Source organism: Pseudomonas cremoricolorata (assembly GCF_000759535.1).
GTDB classification, from domain to species: domain Bacteria; phylum Pseudomonadota; class Gammaproteobacteria; order Pseudomonadales; family Pseudomonadaceae; genus Aquipseudomonas; species Aquipseudomonas cremoricolorata_A.
In genome coordinates this window covers 2,037,827-2,055,770 of sequence record NZ_CP009455.1, presented here as the reverse complement: position 1 = coordinate 2,055,770, position 17,944 = coordinate 2,037,827, and the positions used below count along the sequence as shown (strand labels likewise).

14 protein-coding genes are annotated in these 17,944 nt (G+C 63.3%); 8 read left to right on the top strand and 6 right to left on the bottom strand.

The features are described from left to right. Positions 1-229 precede the first annotated feature (229 nt). The 3 genes from LK03_RS08920 (at position 230) to LK03_RS08910 (ending at position 6,976) form a co-directional block, all read left to right on the top strand. The gene (locus tag LK03_RS08920) at positions 230-4,057 is read left to right on the top strand and encodes a sensor domain-containing protein (protein ID WP_038411995.1); all 3,828 of its coding nucleotides are present in this window, start codon (positions 230-232) and stop codon (positions 4,055-4,057) included. Between the two features lie 136 nt (positions 4,058-4,193). Then, positions 4,194-5,447 (top strand): serine hydroxymethyltransferase, encoded by a 1,254-nt coding sequence (gene glyA / locus LK03_RS08915; protein ID WP_038411994.1) that lies wholly within the window; start codon positions 4,194-4,196, stop codon positions 5,445-5,447. 296 nt (positions 5,448-5,743) lie between these two features. Beyond that, on the top strand, positions 5,744-6,976 hold the full coding sequence (locus tag LK03_RS08910) for an aminotransferase class I/II-fold pyridoxal phosphate-dependent enzyme (RefSeq protein WP_038411993.1): 1,233 nt from the start codon (positions 5,744-5,746) through the stop codon (positions 6,974-6,976). 3 nt (positions 6,977-6,979) lie between these two features. On the opposite strand, the gene yjiA is transcribed toward LK03_RS08910, so the two are convergent. The 3 genes from yjiA to LK03_RS08895 form a co-directional block, all read right to left on the bottom strand. Then, a complete protein-coding gene (yjiA, locus tag LK03_RS08905) occupies positions 6,980-7,957 on the bottom strand; it encodes a GTPase (protein ID WP_038411992.1) in 978 nt (325 codons plus the stop codon). Between the two features lie 78 nt (positions 7,958-8,035). Beyond that, entirely contained in the window at positions 8,036-8,233 is a 198-nt protein-coding gene (locus tag LK03_RS08900) for a YbdD/YjiX family protein (protein WP_028696191.1), read from the bottom strand. Between the two features lie 18 nt (positions 8,234-8,251). Next, positions 8,252-10,318, bottom strand: a complete 2,067-nt coding sequence (locus tag LK03_RS08895) for a carbon starvation CstA family protein (RefSeq protein WP_038411991.1) — start codon at positions 10,316-10,318, stop codon at positions 8,252-8,254. Between the two features lie 161 nt (positions 10,319-10,479). On the opposite strand from LK03_RS08895, the gene LK03_RS08890 reads away from it, so the two are divergent. Next, positions 10,480-10,845, top strand: a complete 366-nt coding sequence (locus tag LK03_RS08890) for a PilZ domain-containing protein (protein ID WP_038411990.1) — start codon at positions 10,480-10,482, stop codon at positions 10,843-10,845. A 261-nt stretch (positions 10,846-11,106) separates the two neighbouring features. After that, positions 11,107-12,624: a nucleobase:cation symporter-2 family protein gene (locus tag LK03_RS08885; RefSeq protein ID WP_038411989.1), complete on the top strand. Its 1,518-nt coding sequence runs from the start codon at positions 11,107-11,109 to the stop codon at positions 12,622-12,624. A 49-nt stretch (positions 12,625-12,673) separates the two neighbouring features. Here LK03_RS08885 and radA read toward each other — a convergent pair whose 3' ends face one another. Continuing rightward, a complete protein-coding gene (gene radA / locus LK03_RS08880; protein WP_038411986.1) occupies positions 12,674-14,044 on the bottom strand; it encodes a DNA repair protein RadA in 1,371 nt (456 codons plus the stop codon). Between the two features lie 177 nt (positions 14,045-14,221). Between radA and mscL the strand changes: the two genes are divergently transcribed. Beyond that, positions 14,222-14,641 carry a large-conductance mechanosensitive channel protein MscL gene (gene mscL, locus LK03_RS08875; protein WP_028696186.1) on the top strand — a complete coding sequence of 140 codons (420 nt, stop codon included), beginning with the start codon at positions 14,222-14,224 and terminating at the stop codon, positions 14,639-14,641. Between the two features lie 48 nt (positions 14,642-14,689). Here the strand turns inward: mscL and LK03_RS08870 are convergent, their stop codons facing one another. Continuing rightward, the gene (locus tag LK03_RS08870; protein ID WP_038411985.1) at positions 14,690-15,466 is read right to left on the bottom strand and encodes a ferredoxin--NADP reductase; all 777 of its coding nucleotides are present in this window, start codon (positions 15,464-15,466) and stop codon (positions 14,690-14,692) included. Between the two features lie 327 nt (positions 15,467-15,793). On the opposite strand from LK03_RS08870, the gene LK03_RS08865 reads away from it, so the two are divergent. Both LK03_RS08865 and LK03_RS08860 read left to right on the top strand, forming a co-directional pair. Continuing rightward, the gene (locus LK03_RS08865) at positions 15,794-16,507 is read left to right on the top strand and encodes an autoinducer binding domain-containing protein (RefSeq protein WP_038411984.1); all 714 of its coding nucleotides are present in this window, start codon (positions 15,794-15,796) and stop codon (positions 16,505-16,507) included. A gap of 94 nt (positions 16,508-16,601) precedes the next feature. Then, complete coding sequence (locus LK03_RS08860; protein ID WP_038411983.1) at positions 16,602-17,726, top strand: methyltransferase; 1,125 nt, start codon at positions 16,602-16,604, stop codon at positions 17,724-17,726. 65 nt (positions 17,727-17,791) lie between these two features. On the opposite strand, the gene LK03_RS08855 is transcribed toward LK03_RS08860, so the two are convergent. After that, positions 17,792-17,944, bottom strand: a complete 153-nt coding sequence (locus tag LK03_RS08855) for a DUF2474 domain-containing protein (protein WP_038411982.1) — start codon at positions 17,942-17,944, stop codon at positions 17,792-17,794.

The following is a 17,944-nucleotide window of genomic DNA, read 5'->3' as shown; positions in this document are numbered from 1 at the left end:
CACATGCATTGAGACGGCCGGCATTCTCGCACACCCCATCGTTCACTGCCGACCCGACGGGCCGGACAGGACAGAACTCTGGCACTTTGCCATAATGCGTCGCCCTGTTTTGCAGCAGGCTAGTCTAGGCTTAGTGCGCAGTCTTATAGTGCGCCAGCTTTTGTCGAGCCTGCGGCCCAGCCCAACAGGCGTTTCCCTGCCATCGCCAGCCCTTTCGCAGGATGAGCGCGTGACCGACTTCACCTCACCTTCAGTTCAGCTCCCAGTGGCCCCGGCCAAGGCGCTGGGTGGTTCGCTCAAGGCCGCGCTGGCGCTGCTCGTGCTGGTGCTGCTGGGCCTGCTCGTCTGGCAATTGTTCGCGCAGTTTCGCGCCACCCAGCTGGAGCAGCGCGAGCAAAGCCTGGGCGCCAGTGCCGAACTGGCCGATCACCTGGAACTGAACCTGGCGTTGCGTGCCCAGCAAGCCCTGACCCTGTTGCAGCCCTATATCGACGTCCCTGTCGGCAGCGCCGTCGACAGCGCGTTCCTGCAGCTTCAGGGGCGCCTGCCGGCACTGCAGGACGTGGCCTGGCTGGACGCCGCGGGCCAACTCCAGGCCGACAGTCAAGGCATGGGCCCAGCGCGCAGCGTGATAGACGAACTGCTCGGTCTGGGCGGGCACCGGGCGTTTTTCTACAGTAACGCCGGCGATGGCTCAGGCGTCTACCTGCTGCTGCCACGCGGCGCGCAGGGCGAGTACGGCGCCAGCGCAGGGCACTGGCTGCTGCGCCTGTCCAGCGAGTACCTGTACAGCCTCACTCAGCGCCTGGACGGCCCCAGCCATCCACTGTGGCTGCTGGAGAACAGCCGCAGCGCCGAGGTGCTGGCCCAGCATGCGGCGATCGAAGACAGCACGCAGCTCGACAGCGTGCTGCTGAGTTTTCTCGACAACAGCAACTGGCAGCTGCGTGGGCTGTTCGACGCTGCGCAGGCGCGCAACCAACTGCTACCGGCACTGATCGGCAAATGCCTGCTGGTGCTGTTGTGCGCCTCGCTGCCGGTGCTGGCGCTGTTCAACCTGCGGCGTCGCCAGCGCACCCTCCAGGAAGAACGCCGACGCTACCACGACATCTTCGAAGGCACTGGGGTGGCGCTGTGCGTGCTCGACCTGTCGAGCCTGCCGGGTCAACTGGAGCGCCATCACTTGAGCAACCGCGCCGGCCTGCGCCACAGCCTGGCACTGGACCCGAACCTGCGCCGCGCACTGCTCCAGCAACTGAAGATCACCGAGACGAACCAGGTGGCACGCCAGCTACTGGAGGTCGAATGCAACGAGCACGCCTGGCAGCGGCTGATCGAAGGCAGCGGCGATGGCCGCGACAGCGTCGGCATGCAGCTCATCGATGCCGTGCTCGGGCGCCGCCAGCAACTGGAACTCGAGGTGCGCCTGCCGACGTCCCAAGGCGGCGACCTGCATTTGTGGCTGATGGTGCGCCTGCCCGAGCCGCGCGACTATCGCGCGGTGATCCTCAGCATCAGCGACATCACCAGCCGCAAGCAGGTCGAGCTGTCGGCGCTGGAGCGCGAGAGCTTCTGGTCGGATGTGGTGCGCACGGTGCCGGATCAGCTCTACGTGCAAGACGTGCTCAGCCAGCAGATGATCTTCAGCAACCGCCACCTTGGCCAGACGTTGGGCTATAGCCGCGCCGAGCTGGCGCAGATGGGCGATCGCTTCTGGGAGATGCTCATGCACCCGGACGACGCCCAACGCTACCGCGCCCAGCGCTGGCACCTGCGCCGCCATGACGATCAGCCGCTGCACTACCACGCACGCTTCCGTCATCAGGACGACTCGTGGCGTTGCTACGACATCCGCGAGCAGGTGCTGGCCCGCGACACAGCGGGCCAGGTGACACGCATCATCGGCGTCGGCAAGGATGTCACGGTGCAGATCGAAGCCAGCGAGTCGCTGCGTGATAGCGAACAGCGCTACCGCATGCTCGCCGAAAGCATCAGCGACGTGATCTTCTCCACCGACAGCCAACTCAAGCTCAACTACGTCAGCCCATCGGTCAAAGTGGTGCTGGGCTATGAGGTGGAGTGGATCTTCAGCAACGGCTGGCAATCGACCATCGCCAACCCGGCGCAGCTCAGCGGAGTGCTCAAGCTGGTCGAACAGGTGACCAGCGCCCTGGGCGACCCAGAGCGCCTGGCGCGCCTGCACAGTGACCTGCCGACCCAGTTGTTCGTGTTCGACTGCCTGCGCGCCGATGGCCGCAAGATTCCCATCGAGCTGCGCGTGGTGCTGGTCTGGGACGAGCATGGCGGCTTCGAAGGCATTCTCGGCGTGGGCCGTGACATCAGCCAGCAACGCCGGGCCGAGAAAGACCTGCGCATGGCTGCGACCGTCTTCGAGCACTCAACCTCGGCCATTCTCATCACCGACCCGGCCGGCTACATCGTCCAGGCCAACGAAGCCTTCAGCCGGGTCAGTGGTCACGCGGTCAGTGACGTGCTCGACCAGTTGCCAGGCATGCTGGTGGTCGACAATCAGCAAGAGGCCCACCTGCGCTACGTGCTCAAGCAACTGCACCAGCGCGGCAGCTGGGAAGGCGAAGTCTGGCTCAAGCGCCGCAGCGGCGAGCACTACCCGGCCTGGGTCGGCATCACCGCGGTGGTCGACGACGAAGGCGATCTGGCCAGCTACGTGTGCTTCTTCACCGATATCAGTGAGCGCAAGGCCAGCGAGCAGCGCATCCATCGCCTGGCTTACTACGACGCCCTGACCCACCTGCCCAACCGCACGCTGTTCCAGGATCGCCTCTACACCGCCTTGCAACAGGCGCAGCGCAACACCTCGTGGGTGGTGCTGATGTTCCTCGATCTCGACCGTTTCAAGCCGATCAACGACTCGCTCGGCCACGCTGCGGGCGATCGCATGCTCAAGGACATGGCCGAGCGGCTGCTGGCCTGTGTCCACGACGACGACACCGTGGCGCGCATGGGCGGCGACGAGTTCACCCTGCTGCTGCAACCCCGGCCCAGCCGCGAGGCTTCGTTGACCCGCGCGATCCATGTGGCCGAGAACATCCTCGCCAGCCTGGTGCGACCGTTCGTGCTGGAAAACCGTGAGTTCTTCGTCACCGCCAGCATCGGCATCGCCCTCAGTCCACAGGACGGCAGCGAGCTGAGCCAACTGATGAAGAACGCCGATACCGCGATGTACCACGCCAAGGAGCGCGGCAAGAACAACTTCCAGTTCTACCAGGCCGACATGAACGCCAGCGCCCTGGAGCGCCTTGAGCTGGAAAGCGACCTGCGCCACGCCCTGGAGCAGAAGGAGTTCGTGCTGTATTACCAGCCGCAGTTCAGCGGCGATGGCAAACGCCTGACCGGTGCCGAGGCGCTGCTGCGCTGGCGTCACCCGCGCCGCGGCCTGGTGCCGCCAGGCGAGTTCATTCCCGTGCTGGAAGAACTGGGTTTGGTGGTGGAGGTCGGCGACTGGGTCTTGCGCGAGGCCTGTCGGCAGTTGCAGATCTGGCGCGAAGCCCGCGTGCGTGTGCCCAAGGTAGCCGTCAACCTCTCGGCCCGGCAGTTCTCCGACGGCCAGCTGGGCACGCGTATCGCCGGCATTCTGCAAGAGACCGGCCTGTCGCCGGGTTGCCTGGAGCTGGAACTGACCGAAAGCATCCTCATGCGCGAGGTCGATGAAGCCATGCAGATGCTCGCCAGCCTCAAGCAATTGGGCCTGAGCATCGCGGTGGATGATTTCGGCACCGGCTACTCGTCGCTCAACTACCTCAAGCAGTTCCCCATCGACGTACTGAAGATCGACCGCACCTTCGTCGACGGCCTGCCCTGCGGTGAGCAGGACGCGCAGATCGCCCGCGCGATCATCGCCATGGCCCACAGCCTGAACCTGACGGTGATCGCCGAAGGCGTGGAGACCCACGAGCAACTGGAGTTTCTCCGCGAACACGACTGCGACGAAGTGCAGGGCTACCTGTTCGGCCGCCCGATGTCGGCCCACCAGTTCGAAGCGCAGTTCAGTAATGAGGCGCTGTTCATGCTGGAGTGAGGCAGCGGCAAGCTGCTAGCGGCAAGCGACAAGAAAAAAGCTGTGCTGCTTCAACTTGCCGCTTGCCGCTTGAAGCTTGCCGCTGCCCAATGCTGTAGAATGTTGCCCCTTTCCCGCCCGATCCTTGAGGACCGCCATGTTCAGCCGTGATTTGACCATTGCCAAGTACGACGCAGAGCTCTTCGACGCCATGCAGCAGGAAGCGCTGCGCCAGGAAGAGCACATCGAGCTGATCGCTTCGGAAAACTACACCAGCCCTGCCGTCATGGAAGCCCAGGGTTCGGTGCTGACCAACAAGTACGCCGAAGGCTACCCAGGCAAGCGCTACTACGGCGGTTGCGAGTATGTCGACGTGGTCGAGCAACTGGCCATCGACCGTGCCAAGGAACTGTTCGGCGCCGATTACGCCAACGTTCAGCCCCACGCCGGTTCCCAGGCCAACGCTGCGGTCTACCTGGCGCTGCTGTCGGCCGGTGACACCATCCTGGGCATGAGCCTGGCCCACGGGGGTCACCTGACCCACGGCGCCAGCGTCAGCTCTTCGGGCAAGCTGTACAACGCCGTGCAGTACGGCATCGACGGCAACGGCCTGATCGACTACGACGAAGTTGAGCGCCTGGCCGTCGAGCACAAGCCGAAGATGATCGTCGCTGGTTTCTCGGCCTACTCGCAGGTGCTGGACTTCCCGCGCTTCCGCGCCATTGCCGACAAGGTCGGTGCCTACCTGTTCGTCGACATGGCCCACGTCGCAGGCCTGGTCGCTGCTGGCGTCTACCCCAACCCGGTCCCGTTCGCCGATGTGGTCACCACCACCACCCACAAGACCCTGCGCGGTCCACGTGGCGGCCTGATCCTGGCCCGCAGCAACCCCGAGATCGAGAAGAAGCTCAACGGCGCCGTCTTCCCAGGCGCCCAGGGCGGCCCGCTGGAGCACGTCATCGCGGCCAAGGCGATCTGCTTCAAGGAAGCGCTGCAGCCTGAGTTCAAGGCCTACCAGCAACAAGTGGTGAAGAACGCCCAGGCCATGGCCAGCGTGTTCATCGAGCGCGGCTTCGACGTGGTCTCCGGCGGTACCGAAAACCACCTGTTCCTGCTCTCGCTGATCAAGCAGGACATCTCTGGCAAAGACGCTGACGCAGCGCTCGGCAAAGCCTTCATCACCGTCAACAAGAACTCGGTACCCAACGACCCACGCTCGCCGTTCGTAACCTCCGGCCTGCGCTTCGGCACCCCAGCCGTCACCACCCGCGGCTTCAAGGAAACCGAATGCCGCGAACTGGCCGGCTGGATCTGCGACATCCTCGCTGACCTGAACGACGAAGCGGTGATCGACGCCGTGCGTGAGAAGGTCAAGGCGATCTGCAAGAAGCTGCCGGTTTACGGGCAGTAAGTGCAGGCATTGGGTAGCCGGGTGCTATTCATTCAAGCTTGATGCAACACGAATTGGGGCTGTTTCGCAGTCCATCGCGGCTAAAGCCGCTCCCTGTAGGAGTGGCTTTAGCCGCGATGGGCCGCCAAGCGGCCCAATCCGCCGGGCCTTTTATTCATATCAAACGCACAGACCAACACCTGCTGCCTGTACCAACTCCCCCCACCAGAAAACGCCGCCCTCGCGCCGGAAGCGTCTGATTAGCCCGCTCCCGTTTCGTCGTCATGCTGTCGCCCTTCCTTCGGCGAGGTTCACCCATGAACGGCAACCACAATCAGCATGGCAACTACAAACGGGTCATCGACACGGCCGAGACGAGCTGGGACTGCTCGCAGCGCAGCCGGCTGTCGGGGCTGAATGTCACGGTGCTGGCGCCGAACCACCTGGCCGATCAGTTCGGCAGGCGTTTGCATCACTTCTGCACCAGTTCCTACCTGGGCTTGGACTATCACCCGCGCCTGCTCAATGGCGCGGTGGATGCGATTCGCCAGAACGGCACGCTGCGTATCGCCAATTCACGCAACCGCTGCAAGCTGGGGGTGCTGGACGATTACGAGTGGCGGCTCTCGGAGCTGTTCCAGAGCCACTGCCTGGCGACCTTGTCGTGCAGCGCAGCCAGCGCAGGCGTGCTGCCATTACTGGCCGCCGGAATTTTCTCCGACAAGCAGCCGCCGACACTGGTTTTCGACCGTTTCGCCAATGCCTCGATGAGCCATGCCAAATCTGCCTGCGCCGACGAAACCCAGGTACTGACCCTGCCGCACAACGACATGGATCAGCTCGAACAGCTGTGTCGCGATCATCCGCGCGTGGCTTACGTCGCCGACGGGCTCTACAGCATGGGCGGGATGTGCGACCTCGAAGGCTTGCTGTTCCTGCAGGATCGCTACGGCCTGCTGCTGTACCTGGATGACTCCCACGCCCTCTCCACCTTGGGCGAGCAAGGCGCCGGGCTGGTGCGCCCGGAGATCGACCAGGACAACGAACAGACCATCATCGTCGCCTCCCTGGACAAGTCGTTCGGCGCCGGCGGCGGGCTGGTGATGCTGGGCAGCGAACGGCACAAGCGCCTGATTCACCGCTACGGTGGGCCGACCAACTGGTCACAGAGTCTCAATACCGCGATGATCGGTGCAGGGCTTGCGTCGATCGAGCTGCACAGAACCCAGACCTTGAAGGCCGCGCAGGACAAACTGCAGAAAAACCTCAAGCTGTTCGACTCGCTGGTGCCGAGCGAACAGGCCGGCAGCCGCTCACCGATCCGACTGGTGCGCACCGGTGACGCGCAAAGCGCCAACCAGCTGTCGGCGCGCCTGGCCGACTTGGGCTACCTGACCTCGGCAGTGTTCTTTCCCATCGTGCCCAATGGCAGCGCTGCGGTGCGCATCACCTTGCGCGCCGACATGGAGGCGTCGGTGATCATTCATTTTTGCACTGCGCTGCTGGAGCTGGCCGGCGCGCACCTGCACCGGCGTGTGTCGCAGCGCTGAGGCCTATGAGCTGCTGAGGGCGGCGAAGCCTATGCGGATTTTTTCTTCGGGCAGCTCATCGCCGATGAATACCAGCACGCTTTCGCGCGACTCGTCGGCCTTCCACTCGCTGTCCCAGTCGAAGCCGTACAGCTTGAGCACGCCCTGGAACACCAGGCGCCGCGCCTCACCGGCGATGCTCAGCACACCTTTGTAGCGCAGCAGTTGCTTGCCGTGCTCTTCGAGCAACTGGTTCATGAAGTCGCTGAGGTGGTCGATGTCCAGCGGCGTCTCGCTGCGCAGCACCAGGGTGGCGATGCGGTCCGGGGTGGCCGGCTTGAGCACTGGGCGCAGGGTCGGGGTCGGACGCAGGCCCAGTTCTGGGTTGAGATTGAAGCCGCGCACATCGAGCAGCTCGGCCAGCTCGATGCGGCCGTGCTCGACGGTACGAATCGCGGCGCGGCCATTGATGCGGCCCAGGCGTTCGCGCAGCGCGTCGAGCGTGGTCGCATCGACCAGGTCGGTCTTGCTCAGCAGCAGGCGGTCGGCAAAGCCGACCTGGGCCTGGGCGATGCTCTGGGTCAGGTGCAGGTCGGCGTGCTTGGCGTCGACCAGGGTGATGATGCCGTCGAGGATATAGCGCTCGCGCAGTTCCTCGTCGATGAAAAAGGTTTGTGCGACGGGTGCCGGGTCGGCCAGACCGGTGCATTCGATCACCAGGCGGTCGAAGGCGATTTTCCCGGCGTCGAGGCGTTCGAGCAGCAGGTACAGGGCACGGGTCAGGTCGCCGTGGATGCTGCAACAGACGCAGCCATTGGCCAGGGTCATGACCTGCACCGGCTCATCGCCAAGCAGCTGGCTGTCGATGCCGGCCTCGCTGAATTCGTTCTCGATCACGGCAAGCTTGAGCCCGTGCTCGGCCTTGAGCATGTATTTGAGCAAGGTGGTCTTGCCGGCACCGAGAAAACCGGTGAGGACGGTGACGGGAATAGGCGTGGACACGCAGGTACCTCCATGAAGCAGAAATGAACGTGGGAGTCCGTTCGACCGGACTCCCACGGATTCACGCGTGGCGCAGCGTCAACAGCACTTGGGCCCGGACTTGCCGCCGTAACGGGCTTCCTGGCGTTCGCGGAAGAACGCCTCGTAGCTCATCACCGGCTGGTCCGGATGCGTGCGCTGCATGTGCTCGACGTAGTTGTCGTAGTCAGGCATGCCCACCATCAGGCGGGCGGCCTGGCCGAGGTACTTACCCAGTTTCCCCAGGTCGTTGAACATCACTGCGACCCTCTGTGATCACGCATCAGGCAGCGCCTGGAACGGGGTTTCCTTGTCGGTCCGTTCCTTGCGACCCAGTGCGCGATAGCCCACTTTGACGGCGAAGAACAGGATGCTGAACACCACTACCAGGAACAGGATGGTGAGCGTGGCGTTGGTGTAGGCGTTGAAGATCACGTGCTGCATCTGCCCGATATCCTTGGCCGGCGCCAGCACCTGACCGGCGTCGAGCGCGGTGCGGTACTTGTTGGCCAGGGCCAGGAAGCCCACCGCCGGGTTCGGGTCGAACAGCTTGATCAGGCCCGCGGTGGTGGTGCAGATCAGCAGCCACACAGCCGGCAGCAAGGTCACCCACATGTACTGCTGGCGCTTCATCTTGATCAGCACCACGGTGCCGAGCATCAGCGCGATGCCTGCCAGCATCTGGTTGGAGATACCGAACAGCGGCCACAAGGTGTTGATGCCGCCGAGCGGATCGATCACCCCCTGGTACAGCAGGTAACCCCACAGCGCCACGCAACCGGCAGTCGCCAGCAGGTTGGCGCCCCACGACTCGGTACGCTTGAGCGCTGGCACGAAGCTGCCCAGCAGGTCTTGCAGCATGAAGCGTCCGGCACGGGTACCGGCATCCACTGCGGTGAGGATGAACAGCGCCTCGAACAGGATCGCGAAGTGGTACCAGAAGGCCATGGTGTTCTCACCCGGCAACACCTGGTGCAGGATCTGCGCGATCCCCACCGCCAGCGTCGGCGCACCACCGGCACGGGCCAGCACGGTGTGCTCGCCGATGTCGCGGGCCACCGCCTCGAGCTGTTCGGGGGTGATCAAAAAGCCCCAACTGCTGACCGTCTGCGCCACCGAAGCGACGTCGGCACCGACCACCGCCGCCGGGCTGTTCATGGCGAAGTACACGCCCGGCTCGATGACCGAGGCGGCGACCATCGCCATGATCGCCACGAACGACTCCATGAGCATGCCGCCATAGCCGATGTAGCGGGCGTTGGTTTCGTTGTCCAGCAGCTTGGGCGTGGTGCCTGAGGAGATCAGCGCATGGAAGCCCGACACCGCGCCACAGACGATGGTGATGAACAGGAATGGGAACAGCGTGCCCTTCCACACCGGGCCCGTGCCATCGGTGAACTGTGTGAGCGCCGGCATCTTCAGCTCGGGCGCGATGATCAGGATGCCGATGGCCAGGCCGACGATGGTGCCGATCTTGAGGAAGGTCGACAGGTAGTCGCGCGGCGCCAGCACCAGCCACACCGGCAGCACCGCAGCGACGAAGCCGTAGCCCACCAGCATCCAGGTGATCTGCACGCCGGTGAAGGTGAACGCCGGGCCCCACACTGGATCGGCCGCCACCAGACCACCGGCCCAGATCGACAGCAGCAGCAGGACCACGCCGATGATGGAAATTTCACCGATGCGTCCCGGGCGGATGTAGCGCATGTAGATGCCCATGAACATCGCGATGGGGATGGTCGCCATCACCGTGAACATGCCCCATGGGCTCTCGGCCAAGGCCTTGACCACGATCAGCGCCAGCACCGCGAGGATGATGATCATGATCAGGAAGCAGCCGAACAGGGCGATGGTACCGGGGATGCGGCCCATTTCCTCGCGCACCATGTCGCCCAGCGACCGGCCGTTACGGCGGGTGGACATGAACAGCACCATGAAGTCCTGCACCGCGCCGGCCAGGACCACGCCGGCGATCAGCCACAAGGTACCGGGCAGGTAGCCCATCTGCGCGGCCAGTACCGGCCCGACCAGAGGCCCGGCGCCTGCGATGGCGGCGAAGTGGTGACCGAAGAGGATGTGTTTGTTGGTGGGGACGTAGTCCAGACCATCATTGTTGAGCACCGCCGGGGTAGCACGGCGCGGATCGAGTTGCATCACCTTGGTGGCGATGAACAGGCTGTAGTAGCGGTAGGCGACCAGGTAGATGGCCACCGACGCGACGACAATCCACAAGGCATTGATCGCTTCGCCCCGACGCAGGGCGACCACACCCAGCGCACAGGCCCCTATCACCGCCAGCGCCAACCATGGCAGATGGCGTAGCAGGCTATTATTGTTGTTCATGGTTTTGCTTCCAGCTTGAGGTTTGGAATAAGACCGCTCACCGAGTCTAGGGCCAGTCCTTGAGCATTGCCACACTTGCTTTGGTCTAGAGCCTCTGCCGGCCGATTCGCAGCATCGTCGCACCCTGCCGGGTGCCCACTGTCATTCGAGGGTTTTTCAGCATGAGCGGTCATCAGCAACGTCGACGCTTTCAACGCATCCCTTTCGACGCCAGCACCGAGCTGTGCCAGGACGATCGGTGCTGGCCGGTGAGCTTGCTCGATCTTTCCTTGAAGGGCGTATTGATCGCTGCGCCGGATGACTGGGATGCAGACCGCGAACGGCCCTTCCAGGCCACCGTGCACCTGGCCACCGATGCCGTGATGCGCATGCAGGTGGAGTTGCGCCATCACGAGGGCAAACGCCTGGGCTTTCATTGCCTGGTGATGGACATCGACTCGATCAGCCATCTGCACCGCCTGGTCGAGCTGAACCTGGCCGATGGCGTGGCGATGCAATGCGAGCCGGGTGAATTGATCGAAGATTAGAATCTATTAGCAAGCTATCTATCCGAGCGCTGCGGAATTTCTGTCCAAACAGTCAGCTTCAGACGCAGCGCCCGGAAACTTGTATACACCCCTCTAGTACCGCATTTCCCTTCCTGTAACGCAACCTGCATACAACCCAGGCAGTGAGCGGTGGCGCGCGTGCGGTTTCACATCCAAATTATTGTATACAACCTGACCGATCGGTTAGGTACGATTCATAGCGCTAGCGCCACAGAACAATAATTCAAGAGAGCCTGCGCCATGACCACGCTACCCGGTTCGACCCCAGCCCCGCGTCCCGAGGACGAAAACCTCGGCATCGGAGCAAACCTCGCTTACGGCCTGCAGCATGTGCTGACCATGTACGGCGGCATCGTCGCGGTGCCGTTGATTCTCGGTCAGGCAGCGGGGCTGAGCGCTGCAGACATCGGTCTGCTGATCGCCGCATCGCTGTTCGCCGGCGGCCTGGCGACCCTGTTGCAGACCTTGGGCCTGCCCTTCTTTGGCTGCCAGCTGCCCTTGGTGCAGGGAGTGTCGTTCGCCGGGGTGGCGACCATGGGTGCGATTTTAAGCAGCCAGGATGGCGGTGGCCTGCCGGCGGTGCTCGGTGCGGTGATGGCAGCGGCGCTGATCGGGTTGCTGATCACCCCAGTGTTCTCGCGCATCACCCGTTTCTTTCCGCCGCTGGTGACCGGTATCGTCATCACCACCATTGGCCTGACCCTGATGCCGGTAGCCGCGCGCTGGGTCATGGGCGGCAACAGCGCGTCGGCGGATTTCGGCAGCGTGGCCAACATCGGTCTGGCGGCGCTGACCTTCGCCATCGTCCTGCTGCTGAGCAAGCTGGGCAGCGCCAGCCTCTCGCGGCTGTCGATTCTGCTGGCGATGGTCGCCGGCACGCTGATCGCCTGGGCGCTGGGCATGGCTGACTTCAGCCAGGTTGGTGAAGGACCGTCATTCGCCCTGCCAAGCCCCTTCCACTTCGGCCTGCCGACCTTCCATATCGCCGCGATCCTGTCGATGTGCATCGTCATCATGGTGACGCTGGTGGAAACCTCGGCCGATATTCTTGCGGTGGGCGAAATCATCGACACCAAGGTCGACTCGAAACGCCTGGGCAACGGCCTGCGTGCCGACATGGCGTCGAGCATCCTGGCGCCGATCTTCGGCTCGTTCACCCAGAGCGCTTTTGCGCAGAACGTGGGCCTGGTGGCGGTGACCGGCGTGAAGAGCCGTTATGTGGTGGCCACCGGCGGCCTGATCCTGGTGGTGCTCGGTCTTTTACCGGTGATGGGAAGGGTGATCGCTGCGGTGCCGGCCCCGGTGCTCGGCGGCGCCGGCCTGGTGCTGTTCGGCACGGTCGCAGCCAGCGGGATTCGCACGTTGTCGAAGGTCAGCTACCAGAACAACGTGAACCTGATCATCGTCGCCGCGTCGCTGGGTTTTGGCATGATTCCCATCGCCGCGCCGAACTTCTACCAGCACTTCCCCGGCTGGTTCGAGACCATTTTTCACTCCGGCATCAGCTCGGCGGCGATCATGGCCATCGTCCTCAATCTACTGTTCAACCATCTCACCGCCGGCAACCCGCACAACCCGTCGGTGTTCGCTGCCGGCTACGAACGCACCATTCACTATTCGGATATCTCGGCGCTGCGCGACGGTGACTACTTCAAGGACGGCAAGCTGTTCGATGCCGAAGGCCATGAGGTGCCGGTAAGGGAGGTAAGCGAGCAGAGCAAGCCCGCTTCGCGGCGCAAGCCGGTGGCCGAGCACTGATCGATTGCCGGTGCAGGGGCCGATGCGCATCGTCGGCCCCTTTTTTCAGTCAGTCGTCGAACAGCGCATCCAGCGCCTGCTCCAGGCGCGTCACGGCAATCACCTGCAAACCGGCCGGGGCTTCCTTGGGCGCGTTGCCCTTGGGCACGATGGCGCGCTTGAAGCCATGCTTGGCCGCTTCCTTGAGGCGTTCCTGGCCACTGGGCACAGGACGCACCTCACCCGACAAGCCAATTTCCCCGAATACCAGCAAGCCATGGGCCAAAGGCCGGTTGCGCAGGCTGGACATCACCGCAGCCAGCAAGGCCAGATCAGAGGCGGTTTCCAGCACCTTCACACCGCCCACCACGTTGAGGAACACGTCCTGATCGTGGGTCGGGATACCGCCATGCCGGTGCAGCACCGCCAGCAGCATCGCCAGACGATTCTGATCCAGGCCCAGGGTGACGCGGCGCGGATTGGCCAGGTGGCTGTCGTCGACCAATGCCTGCACTTCCACCAGCATCGGCCGGGTGCCTTCCCAGGTGGCCATGACCACGCTGCCGGGCACTTCCTCCTGGGCACGGTTGAGGAAGATCGCCGACGGGTTGGAGACTTCCTTGAGCCCGCGATCGGTCATGCCGAACACGCCCAGCTCGTTGATTGCACCAAAACGGTTCTTCACCGCCCGCAACAAGCGCAGGCGGCCATCGGATTCGCCTTCGAAATACAGCACGGTGTCGACCATGTGCTCGAGCACTCGGGGGCCTGCCAGGGAGCCTTCCTTGGTCACATGGCCGACCAGGAAAATCGCCGTGCCACTTTGCTTGGCGTAGCGCACCAGCAGCGCCGCGCTTTCGCGCACCTGGGCCACGCCACCGGGGGCGGACTGCAACTGTTCGGTGAAGATGGTCTGGATCGAGTCGATGACCATCACCCGCGGTTTTTCCATGCGCGCGGTGGCGATGATGGTTTCGATGCAGGTTTCGGTCATCACCTTGAGCTGGTCCTGGGGCAGACCGAGACGGCGCGAACGCATCGCCACCTGTTGCTGCGACTCTTCGCCCGTGACGTACAGCGCCGGCATGTGGGTCGCGACGTTGCACAAGGTTTGCAGGAGGATGGTCGACTTGCCGATGCCAGGGTCACCGCCGATCAGCACCACCGAGCCATCTACCAGGCCGCCACCCAGGACGCGGTCGAGTTCGGCGCTGCTGGTGGTGAAGCGAGGGATTTCCTCGACGCTGACTTCGGCCAGGGTCTTGATCTGCGCCTGTTGACCAGTCCAGCCAGCGCGGCCGCTGGGCGCTGCGGCACCGGCGCTTTCGATCATGGTTTCCACCAGGGTATTCCAGGCACCGCATTCGCCACACTGGCCCGCCCATTTGGGAAAGGTCGCACCGCATTCGGTGCAGCCATACAAGCGCTTGGCCTTGGCCATGGGTCGGTCTCCTGGAAAAACCGCCATGATAACCCTAGGGACCGTTGCCTGCCGCATCCTGCAATCGTCTAAAACTATTGGCTGGCAATACAGTCACTTGCAGCATGCGCAAGGCATGAAATCCATCGCTGGCTTACACTGCGAGCACATTCTTCATTTGTTACAAGGAACTACAGCATGAGCGTGATCAAGGAATTCAAGGCCTTCGCGGTCAAGGGCAATGTCGTCGACATGGCAGTCGGTATCATCATCGGCGCGGCGTTCGGCAAGATCGTCTCGTCGTTCGTGGGTGATGTGATCATGCCGCCGCTGGGTCTGTTGATCGGCGGTGTCGATTTCAGCGACCTGGCCATCACCCTCAAGGCCGCCCAGGGCGACGTTCCGGCGGTGGTTCTGGCGTATGGCAAGTTTATCCAGACGGTGATCGACTTCATCATCGTGGCGTTCGCCATCTTCATGGGCGTCAAGGCGATCAACCGCCTCAAGCGCGAAGAGGCCGTGGCCCCGAGCGCCCCGCCAACGCCGACTCCGCAAGAAACACTGCTGACGGAAATCCGCGATCTGCTCAAGACGCAGAATCAGAACCGCTTGCCGTAACGACAAAGGGCCGCATTCAGCGGCCCTTTGTTCATGCCTTGGCAGCCATCACCAGTAGGTTTCCACCGCGACCTGCCCGGGCCTGCGGCTCAGGCTCAGTTGCAGATCGCGGGCCTTGAGCACCTGACGGGTATCGTCGATCATCTGAGGGTTGCCGCAGAGCATGATGCGTGAATGCTCAGGTGATAGCTCAAGTCCTGCAGCACGCTCCAGCTCACCATTCTCGATCAGCGTGGTGATGCGCTCGCCCAAAGCACCCGGGTGGGCTTCACGGGTGACCACCGGAATGAACTGCAACTTGCCGGCAAACTCTTGCAGGTACTCGCGCTGCTCGAGCGCGGCGATTTCATCGAGATAGGCCAGTTCTTTGGCCTCGCGCACCGAATACACCAGCTTGATCGATTCGAAACGCTCCCAGGCTTCGAAATCCTGCAGGATCGACATGAACGGCGCGATGCCGGTGCCAGTCGCCAGCAGCCACAGATCACGTCCGCCGATGAAGCGATCCAGGGTAAGGAAGCCAAACGCCTGGCGGTCGATCAGCAGCGTGTCGCCTGCCCCAAGCCGGCTCAGCTCGCTGGTGAACTCGCCGTCCGGCACCACGATGGAAAAGAAGTCGAGAAATTCGTCGTGGGGCGCGCTGACCATCGAGTAGGCCCGCCACACCACGCTGCCGTCAGCCTTGCTCACTCCAAGCCGAGCGAACTGCCCGGAGCGAAAGCGAAAGCCCGCGTCACGGCTCACGCGCAAGGTGAACAGATTCGGGGTCAACGGCTGAACATCCAGCAAGGTCTGGCAGGTGTACTTGTCGGTATCGGCGGTCATGGCGAGCTCCAGTAAAACAGTGCGCAAGTGTGGCGCAAAGCGTTATGGATAAAAACCACCTTGTCAGCGGGGTGAAGTCGTCACGCGTGGCGCGATCGTCTGAAGCACGCTGTTGTGCAAGTACCACTGCCTCTGCCAACCGAGGGCGCTTACCAGCAACCGACGAGTGGCAGTAACCCCAGCTTTCGGGGCTGAACGCCGCTTGGTAGCAGTCGAAATGACTAAACCGAAAGTGAGCTATAGCAAAAAAAGCGCACCTTCAAATGGAGGCTTTCCTACAATGCGAACGTGCAGTCAAAATCAAACCGGTGAGTCTGGGGAAACGCGATGCCACATTGGACGTCTGACCAGCTGCAGGGATTGCTGGAAAACCGCGAGCCTAGGGCCGTTTTCGATCGAGCTGTCGAGCTGACCCAAGCACTGGGAATGACCCATCTCGGCATTCGGCTGCACGTCCACACCGTCGCTCGTGGTAACGACACGGTTCTTTACAATAATTATCCGCCCGAGTGGAATGAGCAGTACGAGCGAGAGAATTTCTGCCAGCTCGACCCCATCAAGTCGTTGTGCCATCACACCACGCTGCCAGTGCTCTGGGATGAAGACCATTTCGCCAGCACCCCACGCTTTCGCAAGGCCGCCTGCCGGCACGGCCTTCGCCACGGCTGGACGCAGTCGGTGCACGGCCTGCGCGGGCATGAAAGTCATCTGAGCGTGTCGCGCGCTTCCGGCAAGATCAGCGTCGCCGAATTCTATGAAAAGGGCGCCGAAGTCCTGTGGCTGTGCAATACCCTGCATGCGGTGCTGTGTGAGCATCACCAGAATCGTCTCGACGCCGTTTCACCCCCGCCAAACCTGAGCGACCGTGAGCTGGAAGTGCTGCGCTGGTCTGCTGCCGGCAAGACTGCCGCCGACATCGCCTGCATTCTGTCGCTGTCGCAGAGCACGGTGAATTTCCATATTCGCAGCGTCATCACCAAGACCAACGCTTCGAACAAGGCCGGTGCCATCGCCATCGCGGCCATGCAGGGCATGCTCTGACGCGCTGCGCCCAACGCGCCCGCAAAGCCCTGTAGAATCCCCGCCTCACGTGCAGCGTGCCAACGTTGCAGGATTCGCCTCAGAGCCAGACCCAATGCCTTTGCTGACCAGCCCCTACGCCGACCTCGACCTGATTCGCCAGCCCGAGCAACCCAACGATCCATTGCAAGCCTTCGATGCCGCCGACGAGTACCTGTTGCAGCACCTGGCTGCTCAGGCGCCGGGCGTAGATTGCCGGGTGCTGGTGCTCAACGACGCGTTCGGCGCGCTGGCAGCAAGCCTGGTCGGCCACGTTCAAGTGCTCAGCAGCGGTGACTCGCACCTGGCTTGGCTGGGGTTGCAGAAAAACCTCGCGCGTAATGGCAAGGCGCCGGACAGCGTGCCGTTCGTGCCGGCCAGTGCCCAGTGGCAGGGCCCGTTCGACCGCGTGCTGCTGCGCGTGCCGAAAACCCTGGCCCTGCTCGAAGAACAGCTGATTCGCCTGCAAGGCCATCTGGCGCCCGGTGCCCAGGTGATCGCCGGGGCGATGCTCAAGCACTTGCCGCGGGCTGCGGGTGATTTGCTGGAGAAATACATTGGCCCGGTGCAAGCGTCCCTGGCGCAGAAAAAAGCCCGCCTGTTGACTGCCACCCTGGCCGAGCGTCCCGCCTTCGTTTCGCCCTACCCCACCACCTACCGCCTGCAAAGCCCGGCGCTCGAACTGCGTAACCACGCCAACGTGTTCTGCCGGGAAGACCTCGACATCGGCACCCGTGCTTTCCTGCCCCACCTGCCAAACAACCTGGGCAGCGCCCGGGTCGCTGATCTTGGCTGCGGTAACGGCGTACTGGGGATTGCCAGTGCGCTGAGCAACCCCGAGGCGCAGTACACCCTGGTGGATGAGTCGTACATGGCCGTGCAGTCGGCCGAGGAGAACTGGCAGGCGGCACTGGGGGAGCGGGAGGTGGAGATTCGCGCCGGTGATGGGCTGGCCGGGCAGGCCAAGCAGTCGCTGGATGTGGTGCTGTGCAACCCACCCTTCCACCAACAGCAAGTGGTGGGCGATTTTCTCGCCTGGCGCATGTTCCAGCAGGCTCGTGAGGCGCTGGTGGTCGGCGGCGCGCTGTACATCGTCGGCAACCGGCACCTGGGTTATCACAGCAAACTGGCGCGGCTGTTCAGGGGCGTCGAGCAAGTCGCCGCCACGCCCAAGTTCGTGATTCTCAAGGCGCGCAAATAACAGGGCCGGCGGTGCCGGCCATTCGCGGCTGAGGTCGCGCCCACAGGTGCTGCGAATGGCCGCACCTAGTGCGTGGTCAAGCCCGCCGCCGCCATGAACAGCCGCATCAGCCAGGCCGCCACACCCAGGGTGGCGACGCTGGCGAGCCAGATCAGCACCAGCCAGCCCAGGCGCTGCCACAACGGTTTCTTGACCTGCACATCGGGTTCACCGGTCAT

Excerpts from the sequence above, each read along its gene's own strand:
- glyA (WP_038411994.1), top strand. The coding sequence starts at position 4,194 with ATGTTCAGCCGTGATTTGACCATTGCCAAGTACGACGCAGAGCTCTTC.
- LK03_RS08910 (WP_038411993.1), top strand. The coding sequence starts at position 5,744 with ATGAACGGCAACCACAATCAGCATGGCAACTACAAACGGGTCATCGAC.
- LK03_RS08900 (WP_028696191.1), bottom strand. The coding sequence starts at position 8,233 with ATGTTCAACGACCTGGGGAAACTGGGTAAGTACCTCGGCCAGGCCGCC.
- LK03_RS08895 (WP_038411991.1), bottom strand. The coding sequence starts at position 10,318 with ATGAACAACAATAATAGCCTGCTACGCCATCTGCCATGGTTGGCGCTG.
- LK03_RS08890 (WP_038411990.1), top strand. The coding sequence starts at position 10,480 with ATGAGCGGTCATCAGCAACGTCGACGCTTTCAACGCATCCCTTTCGAC.
- LK03_RS08885 (WP_038411989.1), top strand. The coding sequence starts at position 11,107 with ATGACCACGCTACCCGGTTCGACCCCAGCCCCGCGTCCCGAGGACGAA.
- radA (WP_038411986.1), bottom strand. The coding sequence starts at position 14,044 with ATGGCCAAGGCCAAGCGCTTGTATGGCTGCACCGAATGCGGTGCGACC.
- mscL (WP_028696186.1), top strand. The coding sequence starts at position 14,222 with ATGAGCGTGATCAAGGAATTCAAGGCCTTCGCGGTCAAGGGCAATGTC.
- LK03_RS08870 (WP_038411985.1), bottom strand. The coding sequence starts at position 15,466 with ATGACCGCCGATACCGACAAGTACACCTGCCAGACCTTGCTGGATGTT.
- LK03_RS08865 (WP_038411984.1), top strand. The coding sequence starts at position 15,794 with ATGCCACATTGGACGTCTGACCAGCTGCAGGGATTGCTGGAAAACCGC.
- LK03_RS08860 (WP_038411983.1), top strand. The coding sequence starts at position 16,602 with ATGCCTTTGCTGACCAGCCCCTACGCCGACCTCGACCTGATTCGCCAG.
- LK03_RS08855 (WP_038411982.1), bottom strand. The coding sequence starts at position 17,944 with ATGACCGGTGAACCCGATGTGCAGGTCAAGAAACCGTTGTGGCAGCGC.